This window comes from Allobosea sp., assembly GCF_030694325.1.
Lineage (GTDB): Bacteria > Pseudomonadota > Alphaproteobacteria > Rhizobiales > Beijerinckiaceae > Allobosea.
This window is the reverse complement of record NZ_JAUXYO010000182.1, coordinates 21,471-33,628: the sequence shown is the minus strand read 5'-3', so window position 1 is coordinate 33,628 and position 12,158 is coordinate 21,471. Positions and strand designations below refer to the sequence as shown.

General features: G+C 68.4%; 11 protein-coding genes and 1 pseudogene. 5 read left to right on the top strand and 7 right to left on the bottom strand.

Going from position 1 to position 12,158, the window contains the following annotated elements; translation table 11 throughout:
- Together Q8M82_RS11550 and Q8M82_RS11545 are read right to left on the bottom strand one after the other, a co-directional pair.
- Positions 1–1,054 (bottom strand): O-antigen ligase family protein (locus tag Q8M82_RS11550; protein ID WP_305691498.1); only part of this gene is annotated, 1,054 nt, incomplete at its 3' end.
- A complete protein-coding gene (locus Q8M82_RS11545; protein WP_305691497.1) occupies positions 1,051–2,601 on the bottom strand; it encodes an undecaprenyl-phosphate glucose phosphotransferase in 1,551 nt (516 codons plus the stop codon). The genes Q8M82_RS11550 and Q8M82_RS11545, both read right to left, overlap by 4 nt.
- A 505-nt stretch (positions 2,602–3,106) precedes the next feature.
- Here Q8M82_RS11545 and Q8M82_RS11540 point away from each other — a divergent pair.
- The gene (locus Q8M82_RS11540; RefSeq protein WP_305691496.1) at positions 3,107–3,463 is read left to right on the top strand and encodes a DMT family transporter; all 357 of its coding nucleotides are present in this window, start codon (positions 3,107–3,109) and stop codon (positions 3,461–3,463) included.
- Positions 3,460–3,798 carry a multidrug/spermidine efflux SMR transporter subunit MdtI gene (gene mdtI, locus Q8M82_RS11535; protein ID WP_305691495.1) on the top strand — a complete coding sequence of 113 codons (339 nt, stop codon included), beginning with the start codon at positions 3,460–3,462 and terminating at the stop codon, positions 3,796–3,798. Before Q8M82_RS11540 ends, mdtI begins: the two co-directional genes overlap by 4 nt.
- Positions 3,799–3,802: 4 nt before the next feature.
- On the opposite strand, the gene Q8M82_RS11530 is transcribed toward mdtI, so the two are convergent.
- Together Q8M82_RS11530 and Q8M82_RS11525 are read right to left on the bottom strand one after the other, a co-directional pair.
- Complete coding sequence (locus Q8M82_RS11530; protein ID WP_305691494.1) at positions 3,803–4,960, bottom strand: glycosyltransferase; 1,158 nt, start codon at positions 4,958–4,960, stop codon at positions 3,803–3,805.
- Positions 4,961–4,979: 19 nt separating this feature from the next.
- Positions 4,980–5,540, bottom strand: coding sequence for a polysaccharide biosynthesis/export family protein (locus Q8M82_RS11525; protein WP_069054808.1), 561 nt, complete (start codon positions 5,538–5,540; stop codon positions 4,980–4,982).
- 192 nt (positions 5,541–5,732) lie between these two features.
- Between Q8M82_RS11525 and Q8M82_RS11520 the strand changes: the two genes are divergently transcribed.
- Positions 5,733–7,913 carry a GumC family protein gene (locus Q8M82_RS11520; protein WP_305691493.1) on the top strand — a complete coding sequence of 727 codons (2,181 nt, stop codon included), beginning with the start codon at positions 5,733–5,735 and terminating at the stop codon, positions 7,911–7,913.
- Between the two features lie 6 nt (positions 7,914–7,919).
- Here Q8M82_RS11520 and Q8M82_RS11515 read toward each other — a convergent pair.
- Together Q8M82_RS11515 and Q8M82_RS11510 are read right to left on the bottom strand one after the other, a co-directional pair.
- Positions 7,920–8,537: pseudogene (locus Q8M82_RS11515) on the bottom strand (GNAT family N-acetyltransferase); the annotation flags it as partial.
- Positions 8,538–8,549: 12 nt separating this feature from the next.
- Positions 8,550–9,170: a GNAT family N-acetyltransferase gene (locus Q8M82_RS11510; RefSeq protein ID WP_305691492.1), complete on the bottom strand. Its 621-nt coding sequence runs from the start codon at positions 9,168–9,170 to the stop codon at positions 8,550–8,552.
- A gap of 144 nt (positions 9,171–9,314) precedes the next feature.
- On the opposite strand from Q8M82_RS11510, the gene Q8M82_RS11505 reads away from it, so the two are divergent.
- Entirely contained in the window at positions 9,315–10,367 is a 1,053-nt protein-coding gene (locus Q8M82_RS11505) for a polysaccharide deacetylase family protein (protein WP_305691491.1), read from the top strand.
- Positions 10,368–10,717: 350 nt separating this feature from the next.
- Here the strand turns inward: Q8M82_RS11505 and Q8M82_RS11500 are convergent, their stop codons facing one another.
- Positions 10,718–10,927 carry a DUF2842 domain-containing protein gene (locus Q8M82_RS11500; RefSeq protein WP_305691490.1) on the bottom strand — a complete coding sequence of 70 codons (210 nt, stop codon included), beginning with the start codon at positions 10,925–10,927 and terminating at the stop codon, positions 10,718–10,720.
- Between the two features lie 139 nt (positions 10,928–11,066).
- Here Q8M82_RS11500 and Q8M82_RS11495 point away from each other — a divergent pair, with 139 nt between their 5' ends.
- Positions 11,067–12,134, top strand: coding sequence for a COX15/CtaA family protein (locus tag Q8M82_RS11495; protein WP_305691489.1), 1,068 nt, complete (start codon positions 11,067–11,069; stop codon positions 12,132–12,134).
- The last annotated feature ends 24 nt before the right edge of the window (positions 12,135–12,158 follow it).

Genomic DNA, 12,158 nt, shown 5'->3' with positions numbered 1-12,158 from the left:
AGCCGGCATGGACGGTCGCCACGGTCAAGGCGAGCCAGGCGAAGCCGCCAAGCCAGCCATAGGAGGCGAAGGCGTTGATGTAGACATTGTGCGGATCCTCCGGGAACAGCCAGCGGAAGCGCAGCGGCCCGAAGCCGTTGGGCTCCTCCAGCAGCAGCGGGATCGAACGCAACTGGTTGCCGAAGCGGCCGGTGACGCCGCCATCATACTCCTGGACGAGGCTGGCGCGGACCTCGAAGACGCTGCGGATGTTCTCGAAGGAGAGCGCGAAGAGCAGCGCGACCGTCAGAAGGCCGAGCGCCGTCAGCGTCAGCGCGACGACCCGCGCGCGCCGCGCCGCATTCGGGGCGGTCAGGAAGGTCAGCGCGATCATCAGCAGCGCGGCGGCGACGAGATTGCCCCAGGCGCCGCGCGAGAAGGTCAGGAACAGCGCGACCAGCGGCACGCTCATCAGCAGGAGCCCGCGCATCAGCCCGAGCCGGCCGGTCAGGATGTGCTGCAGCACATAGATGATCGGCAGCACCAGGAAGGGGCCGAGCACGTTGGGATCCTTGAAGGTGCCCGAGGCGCGGCCATAGAGCGTGAACACCGAGCCCAGCCCCGCCACGTCGAAATAGCCCAGCAGGCCGGCGAGGCCCGCGCCCCAGGCGGCGAAGAGATAGCCCCGGCGCAGCGTCTCGAGCCGCCCGACCGCGTCGTCGGCCATGATGGCGGCCAGGAACACCGCGGTCACCATCAGGTAGACCGAAACGGCGGTGAACCGCACCGAAGCCGATTCATCCATCCAGGGGATCAGCGAGAAGGTGCCGCCGATATTGTAGAGCAGCAGCAAGAGCGCCAGCGGCAGGAGCTTCTGCGAGAAGCGGATGCCGGTGATCGCGAAGACGAAGACCGCCAGCAGGAACACGAGCTCGTAGGGCGAGGGCTCGATCAGCGCCAGCCCGCTCGAGGCGGTCAGCAGCCAGAGCGCGCCGCGCTTGAGCGCTGCATAGGAGATGCGCAGGCCGCCGCGGCGCGCCGGCTCCGTACCGCCCCTGTCGGCCAGCGCGCTCAATAGGCGTTCTCGCTCTTGGTCATCAGCGAGAAGGGCGTCTTGATCAGGATGTAGAGGTCGAGCAGCACCGACCAGTTCTCGATGTAGTAGAGGTCGTGCTCGACGCGGCGCTGGATCTTGTCCTCGGTGTCGGTCTCGCCGCGCCAGCCATTGACCTGCGCCCAACCGGTGATGCCGGGTTTGACCTTGTGGCGGGCGAAATAGCCGTCGACCACCTGCTCATAGGCGCGGTTGGAGGCGGTGGCATGCAGCGCATGCGGCCGCGGGCCGACCAGCGAGAGGTTGCCCTTGAACACGACGTTGAAGAGCTGGGGCAGTTCGTCTAGCGAGGTCTTGCGGATGAAACGGCCGACGCGGGTGACGCGCGGATCGTCCTTCGTCACCTGCTTGGCGGCGTTGTGGTCGGTCATCTCGTGATAGAGCGAGCGGAACTTGAAGACCTCGATCTGCTCGTTGTTGAAGCCGTAGCGCTTCTGGCGGAACAGCACCGGCCCCTTCGAGTCGAGCTTGATCGCGATCGCGGTCGCCAGCATCACCGGCGAGAGGACGATCAGCGCCAGCGCCCCGACGACCTTGTCGAAGGTCCATTTGACGACGATGTCCCAGTCCGCGATCGGCCGGTCGAACACGTCGAGCACCGGCACCGCACCGAAATAGGAATAGGAGCGCGGCCGGAAGCGCAGCTTCGACATATGCGCCGAGAGGCGGATGTCGATCGGCAGCACCCAGAGCTTGCGCAGCATCGCCAGCAAACGTGCCTCGGCCGAGATCGGCAAGGTGAAGATCACGAGGTCGAGCTTGGTGCGCCGCGCGAACTCGACGAGGTCGTCGATCGTGCCGAGCTTGGGATAGCCGGCCACGAGATCGGGAGAGCGGTCGTCGTTGCGGTCGTCGAAGACGCCGCAGATGCGCAAGCCGGTGTCGCGCTGGGCTTCCAGCGCCTTGATCAGTGCCTCGCCGCCCTCGCCGCCGCCGACGATGGCGGTCCGCCGTTCGAGCCGGCCCGAGCGCGTCAGATGGCGCACCGCCAGCGTAACCGCCAGGCGCTCGCCGAGCAGGGCGGCGGCGCCGACGCTGTAGAAACCGAGCAGCCAGACGCGCGAGACCTGGTCGCCGATCTTGAGGAAGAAGAAGGCGGCGAGCGTGATCAGGAACAGCAGCGTCCAGCCGCTGGCGAGCCGCACCGCCATGGCGATGAAGTTCCGGAGCGCACCCACATGGTAGAGATGCAGCGCCTGGAAGGCCGCCAGCGCCCCGACCGCGAGCGCCGGCACCGTGATCTGGTAGGGCAGGGTGCTCTCGGTGTTGCCGGCCGCATAGAGCCAGTAGATCAGCCCTCCAGCCGCCAGGATGGCGAGCACGTCGAGCAGGCGCACCAGACCCTCGATCATCACGGGCGAGAGCGTCGGCTTCACGGGGATCGCCGCAATCCGCTCGGCGAGCGGATGGAACACGCGCGTCCCGCTCCGCGCCGGGCCGAACATCTCCGGCGTGGCCGAGGCGGCCGCATCCGCCTTCATCAGATCGCGGACATCGAAGGCACCCATGACGTCACATCCCCGTCGCGGTCGGCGTCGCCGGTCGCATGGCCCCCAGCCGGTCAGCCGATGGCCTACCGGAAAATGCTCACGGAAGGCTTAATCCGACCAATCGCTGTTTCGCGGGGCGAGAAACCGGCGGCGAGGGAATGGGCTTGAGGGCGTGTGCAGCCCCGGCGCGGAACCCGGATTTTTCCCATTCCGATCAAGGTATTGTTGCAGTCGAATTTGGATGTTTTGGGCGTCGCCCTCCGGTCGAGGGGATCGAAAAAAGACGTTTGAGGTTGACGCAAAGCAATCGCGAGGCTATATCGCTCCGTGATGAGTGTCTGAGAAGCACATGTTCGCGCGACCGAAGGTCCGGCCCTGCCGTCGGATCGCTGTCGCCGTGCTGCTTTCGGGATCCAGTTTCCGAAAGCCTTTTTCACCGGATGCTGATCTCAAACCCGAACTTTCGCTGAGCCCTCCGGCGCCGCCTCCGTGGCGCCCGTTGCCGGCTTCGCCCGTGTGCAACATGTCTTCCCACTGGTTATTCCTGCTCGCGGCCATCGCCGTCGAGATCGCCGCGACGGCCGCGCTGAAATCCGTCGTGTCCGCCCCCTGGCTCGTGGCGTTCCTGCCGCTGGCCCTGATCGGCCTGTCCTTCGCCCTGCTCTCGATCGCGCTGCGGGTCATCCCGCTCGCCGTGGCCTATGCGGTCTGGGAAGGGCTCGGCATCGTCGGCATCGCCGTCGTCGGCCACCTCCTGTTCGGCGAGCATCTGACGGCGGGGCGGATCGTCGCTCTGGCCGCGATCCTGGCCGGCATCCTCCTGCTGGAGCGTGGCGTCGGTGACGCCCCGGTCCGCACGGCGCAGGGGAGGCCGGCATGACCTCCGCGCTCTTGCCGCAGACACTGGCTCTCGCCTGGCTCGTTCTGGCGGTCCTGCTCGAGGTTCTCGGCTCCTGCCTGCTCAAGCTCTCCGACGGCATGCGCCGGCGTCTGCCCGGGCTGGCCGGCATCGCGCTCGTGATCGGCGCCTTCGCCGCGCTCGCCCAGGCGATCCGTGGCATGGACCTGTCGGTCGCCTATGCGGTCTGGGGCGGAGCCGGGCTGGTCATCACCGCGATCATCGGCGCGCTGGTTTTCGGCCAGCGCATCCGGCCCACTGGCTGGGCGGGGATTGCGCTCGTGCTCGTCGGTGTCGTCGCGCTCAAGCTGCTCTGAGCGGTCAGGCGCTCCGGCGCCTCGCCAGCGCGTCGCGATAGGCCGCGGTGACGCCGTCGATCATCGGGGCGAGCCGGAAGGTGTCGCGGACATGGGCGGCGAGATCGCTCGCTTCCGCATGACGATCCGCCTCCGGCGCGGCGAGCGCCCGGCCGATCGCCTCGGCCATGACAACCGGATCGTTCGGCTGGATCAGCCGTTGGCGATGGCGCGGCCCGTAGATCTCGTTGATCCCGCCGACATCGGTCGAGACGAGAGGCTGGGCCGCCGCCGCCGCCTCGAGCACGACATAGGGCAGGGATTCGGCGCGCGAGGGCACGACCATGACCTGCGCCCGCGACAGAGCCTTTCGGATCGGCCCCGGCGGCTCGAAGACGCACTGGTCGGCGATGCCGCGTGAGACGGTCAGTGCGCGCAGCTCCGCCTCGTCGGGCCCCGAGCCGACGATCAGCATGCGCGGCGTCATGCGGTCACGGCTCTTCAGCAGGCTAAGCGCCTCGATCAAGGTGTCGATCCCCTTGGCCGAACGCAATTCGCCGAGATAGACGAGGTCGAAACTCGCATCGCTATGGTCGATCGGCTCGAATTCGGGGTCGGAAATGCCGTTGAGGACGATGCGGTGGTCGGTCGCCGGCATATGGCCGATATAGGCCTCGAAGCGCCCGGCGATGAACCGGCTCTCGAACAGGAACATGTCGGTGGCGCGCTCGAGCAGCCGCTCGACCGCCATGTAGACCTTATGCTCGGTGCTGCCGGGCTTGTAGTTGAAGCTGCCGCCATGGGGCGTGTAGGCCGTGACATAGCGCCGCCCGGGGCTGACGAGGGCGGGGATCCGCCCATACACCCCGCCCTTGGAGCCGTGGCAATGGACGATGTCGGGCGCAAGGCGGCTGCGCAGGCGCATCGCGCTGAGCTGCGCGCGCGCATCGGTGACGCTCGGGTAGCGCGACATCGGCACGCGCGTGATTCCGAGAGAGAGCAGGCCCGATAGCTCCGCGAAGACCTCGTCGGCGCGGCGCCCGCCGGTCGTCGAATCGCAGAAGATGCCGACCGCGTGGCCGCGCTCGGCCTGGCCCCTCGCGAGATCGATGGCGTGGCGAAACAGCCCGCCGAGCGGCGCCCGGAAGACATGCAGGATCCGCAGGCGCGGCGCGTCCGTCATCGGGGCTCTCTGCGCAGGCTCAGAACCAGCGTTCCTTGATGACGATGGTGTCGCCGGGCTGGACCGCATAGGTGATCGGCACGCTCGCCGTCACCAACTGGTCCTCGATCTGGCGCGTCACCTCGGCATAGGAGCGCTGGCCGCGCGGGGTGAAGCCGCCGGCGATGGCGACCGCGGTCTGCACGGTCATGCCGGGCACGTAGGGGAACTGGCCGGAATTGGTGACCTCGCCGAGCACGAAGAAGGGACGGTAGGTGTCGACCTCGACCGAGACCTTCGGCTCGCGCAGGTAGCCGGCCCGCAGCTTGGCCTCGATCGCGCGCTCCAACTCGCGGGTGGTGCGGCCCTGGGCCTCGACGGCGTCGATCAGCGGCATCGCGATCCGGCCCGAGCCGTCGACCGCATAGATGTTGGAGAGGTTGTCCTGTCCGAAGACGATGATGCGCAGGCGGTCGCCCGTCGCGAGGCGATAGGGGCCGCTCGGCTGGGCCAGCGCGTAGTCGGACGGGCCGACGCGCGGCGCGCAGGCGCCCGCCGTCATGGCGACGGCCAGAGCGAGGGAAGCGAGACGTCGACTCATCACAAGCAATACCCATGCGAAGCTGCGCGAAGCATGAGCGCGATATGGTTAAGAAAAGCTTCCGCCCGATCCTGTCTGGCCGGGATCGATACAGGCGCGAGCCGGCCTCTTAACCCGGCACTAACCTTACTGGGTTCTGATCGCGACTGCGCCCTGTCCAGGGCGCGAGAGTTTTGCGTGAATGGATGGGTCATGACCGCTCACACCGAGAGCCACGTCAGGGATGATCTGCGCGAGCCGGCCGCGCGCGATGACGGCCGCGGCGACATGCTCGATCTCACGGCACTCTGGGCCGCGATCAAGCGCCGCCGCGCCTGGATCATCGGGCCGACGCTGGCGGCGCTGGGCCTGTCCCTCGTCGCGGTCAATCTGGTGACGCCGCGCTACACCGGCGAGGCCCGCATCCTGCTGGAGAACCGCGGCACCTTCTTCACGCTGCCCGGTCAGTCCTCGACCGACAGCGTCGGACAGTTCGACTCCGAGGCCGTGCAGAGCCAGGTCCAGATCATCATGTCGCGCGACCTGGCGCGCGAGGCGATCAAGCGCATCGGCCTCGTCGGCAATCCGGAATTCGATTCCGGTGCCGGCGCGCTCAACGCGCTGCGCAAGCTCGGCGTCCTGATCGGGCTCGGCGGCCATCCGGCCGATCGCTCGCCCGAGGACCGGGTGCTGGAGAAATACTACGATCGCCTGCTGGTCTATCCGGTCGGGCGCTCGCGCATCGTCGCGGTCGAGTTCACCTCGCAGGATCCGACGCTCGCCGCCAAGGGCGCCAACATCATCGCCAACGCCTATCTCGAGCTGCAGGAGGCCGCCAAGCAGGATTCCGCCCGCAGCGCCTCCTCCTGGCTCTCGACCACGATCGAGCCGCTGCGCCAGCGCGTCAGCGAGGCCGAGGCCAAGGTCGAGGACTTCCGCTCGCGCAACGGGCTGCTCGTCGGGTCCAACAACACCACGATCAACGCCCAGCAGCTCGGCGACCTGTCGACCCAGCTCTCCGCCGCCCGCAGCCAGCAGGCCGAGGCGCAGGCCAAGGCCGGTCTGATCCGCGATGCGATCAGACAGGGCCGCACCTTCGAGATTCCCGATGTCGCCAACAACGAGCTGGTGCGGCGCCTGATCGAGCAGCGCGTCAACCTGCGCGCGCAGATCGCGCTGGAATCGCGCAATCTTCTCTCCGAGCATCCGCGCATCAAGGAGCTCAACGCCCAGCTCGCCGATCTCGAGGGCCAGCTGCGGGCCGCCGCCGAGCGCACCGTCAGGACGCTGGAGAACGAGGCCAAGATCGCCGGCCAGCGCGTCGAGAGCTTCACCGCCGCCCTCGACGGCCAGAAGAAGAACGTCTCCTCGGGCAATGACAGCGAGGTGCAGCTGCGCGCGCTGGAGCGCGAGGCGCGGACGCTGCGTGAGCAGCTCGAGCAGTACATGCTGCGCTATCGCGAGGCCGTCGCCCGCGACACCCAGAACGCCACCCCCGCCGATGCCCGCGTGATCTCGCGCGCCATCGAGCCGACCGAGCCTTCCTTCCCGAAGAAGCTGCCGACGGTGCTGGTCGTGACGCTGGCGACCTTCCTCACCGCGCTGGCCACCGTGGTCTCGCGCGAGCTCCTGAACGGCCAGCGCGACCAGCCCCCGAGCCAGCTGCGGCGCACGCCGGGCTGGGTGGGCGGCGGCGGCACCGGCGCGCATCGCAGCGAGGAATCGCAGGCCGAGGCCCGTCGCGAGCGCGTCGCGGGCCTGCTCACCCATGGCGGGCGGCTGGGGCAAATCACGCTCGACCTCGCCCATCCCGAGCAGACGCTCGCCGATCTCGCCGAGCGCATCGACGAGCCGGCCCGCGGCATGGCGCCCATGGTGCTCGTCCTCGACGGATCGGGGGAGGGCGCGACCACGCCGCACGCCCTCGCCGACCTGCTGTCGCAGCGCTGCCGCTGCATCATCGTCGATCTCGCGGCCGATGAGGGCCGCGGCGAGCCGGGCTTCTCCGAGCTCCTGGCGGGCGAGGCGCTGTTCTCCGACATCATCACCCGCCAGCCCGGCTCGCGGCTGCACCGCATCGGCCCCGGTCGCGCCGGCCGCGACGCCGTGCTGGCGGCGCCGGATCTCGTCGAGGTCGCGCTGGATGCGCTTTGCGAGACCTATGACTGGGTCTTCGTCGCCGCAGCCTCCAGCGACGAGGCGCAGGTCCTCAGCCCCCTGGCCAAGCGCGCCCAGGGCGGGCTCGTCATGGCCGGCCAGCTAGGCAACGGCCATGCCGTCGAGGCGGCCTATCGCCTGTCGGACCTGACCCGCGCGCCGGTCACCCTGATGCTGGACGCGCCCGAGCCGGCCCGGATGGGCGAGATCCGCGAGCGCGACCCGGCGCCCCTCTGAGCCCGGCTACTCGTCGGCGGCGGGCTTGCGCCCGCGGCTGAGCCAGCCCGAGACGCGGTGCGCGAGCTTCAGCGCCACCGGCGACGCCTTGATCCGCCGCTTCGCCTCGCGCTTGGCCCGGCTGAACAGCGCGAAGGCATGGCCCCTGGCGGTCAGCGGCAGGAAGCTGTCGACGAGATTGTCGCGCTCGTCGCAGATCGTCGTCTTGTAGCGGGCTTCTCCGACGCCGAGATCGAAGACGGTGATGCCCTCGCGCGATTTCAGCCGGATCAGGTCGACCAGCAGGATCTCGCCCGGGCTCGTCTTCGCCACCTCGCTCTCCATGGCGAAGGAGGTCGCCATGCCGGAGAAGCGCCCGGCCTGGACGGCGCCGACATAGGTCGCGACCGACTGCCCGGCGACATCGAGCGAATAGAGCTCCAGCACCGGCGGCCGGTCCCCGTCCGCCTGCGCGCCGCGCTCCAGGAAACGACGCACGGCCGGCGGCGCGAAGGGATCGGCGATGCCCATCATCGCGAAACGCGCCGCCTTCTGCCGGAGGAACGCGTCGATGACGCGGGCGATCTCGGCCGGCGTGCGGGCCCGCACCATTTCGGAGGGGCCGTAGGCAACGAAGCGGTAGCGCTTGTTCTTGAGCTAAATGTGGGCGTGGCTGCTCATCGAGCGCCGCAACGAGCCCTCGCCATCGCCCGGCACGAGGGCGAGCTTGTAGGCGCCGCTCGGGCTCGGCCCGCCGGCGAGCTGTGCCAGCGGGTTGGGCACGCCCTGCCACTGCGTCGGCTGGTTGACGAAGATGAAGGCGTCGAGCCCGCCGATCGCGGCTCCGATCTCGGCCAGCATCAGCCGGGCGCCGGCGGCGTCGAGACCGGCGGCGAAGGCGGGATCATAGATGCCCATATGGTAATTGGCGTGCTTGCCGCCGATGAACTCGGCGAAGCGGATGCCGCTGCGGCGGGTGATGACCAGCGGCAGGATCGCCAGCATCGCCCCGCCGGCATCGCGCAGCACGGCATGGCGGAAGGCCATGCGCTCGGCCGCGCCGACCGTCTCGACGAAGGGCCGCACCCAGCCATAGGCCTGATAGGGCGTCACCAGGGCACGGTCTTCCAGCGCTCGCCACTCGTCTGCGAGCGCGGCGATCTCCTCGACCACCGACAGGCTCGCCCAGATCTTCGCGGTGCCCGGCGCGCGCGCGACCGGCGCGTCCGTGCGGCGCTGCGTCGGAGCGGAGGGACTGGGTTCGACGAGCGCTGACATGGATCTGAAAGCCTCGGGAGCAACGGCGATGCCGCCTCCTTAACCCGCTATTGTGAACGGACTGGCCAAGATCGCCCGAGATCGCCTGAGATGGCGCCGCCATCGGACAACAGCGTTAGCGGGCGGTTGCCGCGGAACGGACAGATGAACCTGCGCCACCTTGCCTTCTCCGCCGTCTTCAGGGCGATCGCGGCCACGGGCGCCGACCGCTGGGGCAGGGGGCTCGGGCAGGGCCGCGGCGTCATCCTGACGCTGCACCATGTCCGGCCGCAGGGCGCGGGTGGCTTCCGGCCCAACGGCCTCCTCGAGATCACGCCCGACTTCCTCGACCGCACCCTCTCGCTGGTCCGCGCCGAGGGCTACGATCTGGTCTCGCTGGACGAGGCGCTTGCCCGGCTTGCGGCGCCGCGCCCTGGCCGCTTCTTCGTCGCGCTGACCTTCGACGATGGCTACCGCGACACTGTCGAGCACGCCTGGCCGGTGCTGGCGAAACATGGCGCGCCCTGGACGCTCTTCGTCACGCCGGGCTTCGCCGACCGCACGGCGCGGCTCTGGTGGCTGGAGCTGGAGGAGGCGATCCGCGCGCTGCCGACGCTCTCTCTCTCCTTGCCGGACGGCCCCTTCACGGCACGGACGGCGAGTGATTCCGAAAAGCAGCGCGCGTTCGACAGGCTCTACTGGCGTCTGCGCAAACAGCCGGAAGCGATTCTGCTGTCGGCGATTTCGGATCTGACGGCACAGGCCGACATCGACCCCACCGCGCTCGTGGAGCGCGAATGCCTGCCCTGGGAGACGCTGCGGGCGCTGGCCGGCGCGCCCGGCGTGACCATCGGTGCCCACACGCTGACGCATCCGATGCTGGCCAAGCATGACGCGGCTTTCGCCCGCGCCGAGATCAGCGACAGCAAGGCCCGGCTCGAAGCGGAGCTCGGCCTCCCCATCCGCCATTTCGCCTATCCGGTCGGTGATCCGACCTCGGCCGGGCCGCGGGAGTTTACGCTGGCGAAGGCGGCGGGCTTCGCCAGCGCGGTGACGACGCGGCCGGGCCATCTCTTCGCGGAGCATGCCGACAACCGCCACGCCCTGCCGCGCGTCTCGCTCAACGGATTGCATCAGAGCGAGGCGGCCGTGAGGGCGCTGCTCTCGGGGCTGCCGTTCTGGCTCTGGAACCGAGGTAAGCGGCTCAATGTGGGTTAGTGTGACGGGGCTAAATTATGAGCGGTGAGTTACTGGGATTTTTGATTGTGCCGGCTCTTCTTTTTGTGGCTGGACGTCTGTTGTTTTATATTGATGAGTCGCCGCGAAAAATCATCTTATCGAAAATAATAGGCGTACTAATTCTGTTGCCGTTCATCATGACGGTTCAGTTTTCTCGATCGTTCAAGCCAAATGTCCATGAAAACAGTGTAGTAATCGTATATGGTCTTTTCATTGTCAGTGGATTGATATCCAATTTTAGCCAAAAAATCGGAGCGATATCTATAGCGATCCCGTACACGTTAATTCTGTATTTTTATCTGACCAGGTAGACAGGTTTGGTGGGAGGTTCAGGCCCGGTCCTTGCGCTCCATCCACTTGATCAGCGGCAGCAGTGGCAGCACCCAGGCCAACCCGAGCGCGATATAGGCGATGGTCTGAACGAACTTCGGCGCCGTGGTGATGCGCCCCTGCGCCAGCGCCATCGCGACCAGCGCATAGACGCAGACGAAGACGAGGATGAGGACGGTGCCGATCAGCTTGCGGTGGGTCTGTCTCATCGGGCGGTCTCGTCCTGACTCTCGGCGCGGGCGCCGGCCTGCGGCAATGCGGGCGTTGTCGGCCCCGGGCGCGCCGACTATCTGTCACCTGCTTCTGCGCTTGTGAAGCCAATCCGATGCGACCGAAGGCCCCGCTCCCGTGACGATCGCCCTCGACAGACACCCCTCGATCATCCTGCAGGGCGGGGCGCATGCCGGCATCCGCCGCTGGCTCTGGGCCGTGGCGGCGCTCGTCTTCGTGATGGTCGTCGTCGGCGGCGCGACGCGGCTCACCGGCTCCGGCCTCTCCATCACCGAGTGGAAGCCGATCACCGGCGCCCTGCCGCCGCTCTCGGCCGAGACCTGGGCGAGCGAATTCGCGAAGTACCGCGCCAGCCCGCAATACCAGCTGCTGAACCAGGGCATGAGCCTTGGCGAGTTCCAGTTCATCTACTGGTGGGAGTGGGGCCACCGCCAGCTCGGCCGCTTCATCGGGCTGGTCTATCTCGGCGGTTTCCTGGTCGTCGCAGGCCTGCGGCTGCTGCCCTGGCGCCAGACTCTGGTGCTGTTTTGCATGGGGCTGCTGCTCGGCCTGCAGGGCACGATCGGCTGGATCATGGTCGCCTCGGGGCTGCAGCCCGGCATGGTCGCGGTCGCGCCGGTGAAGCTGACGCTGCACCTGACCTTCGCTGCGCTGTTCTTTGCCTCGGTGATCGCCTTCGCCACCTGGAAGACGCCGCTGCGGCGCATCGAGCCGGCGCGGGGGCGCGCGATGGCGTGGCTGCTGCTGGCGCTGCTCTTCGGGCAGATCGCGCTCGGCGGCCTCGTCGCCGGCTCGCGCGCCGGCTTCACCTACAACACCTGGCCGCTGATGGACGGCGCGCTGGTGCCTGGCGCCGAGACGCTGTTCGTGCGGCCCGCCTTCTGGGAGAACTTCGTCGACAACGCCGCGCTCGTGCAGTTCAACCACCGCCTCTGCGCCTATCTGCTGCTGGCGCTGGCGCTCTGGCACATGATTTCGCTGCGCAAGGCCGCGCCGGGCTCGGGCGGGGCCAAGCGCGCCACGGCGATCCTCGGGCTGACGCTGAGCCAGGCCGTGCTCGGCATCGTCACGCTGCTGCTGGTCGTGCCGCTCTGGGCCGGTCTCGCCCATCAGGCGCTCGGCTTCCTCGTGCTGGCGATGGGCGTCGTCCATGTGACGCGCACGGAAGCCGCGGCGCGGGGGTGAGCCTCGGCGATGGCGCTGCGCGCC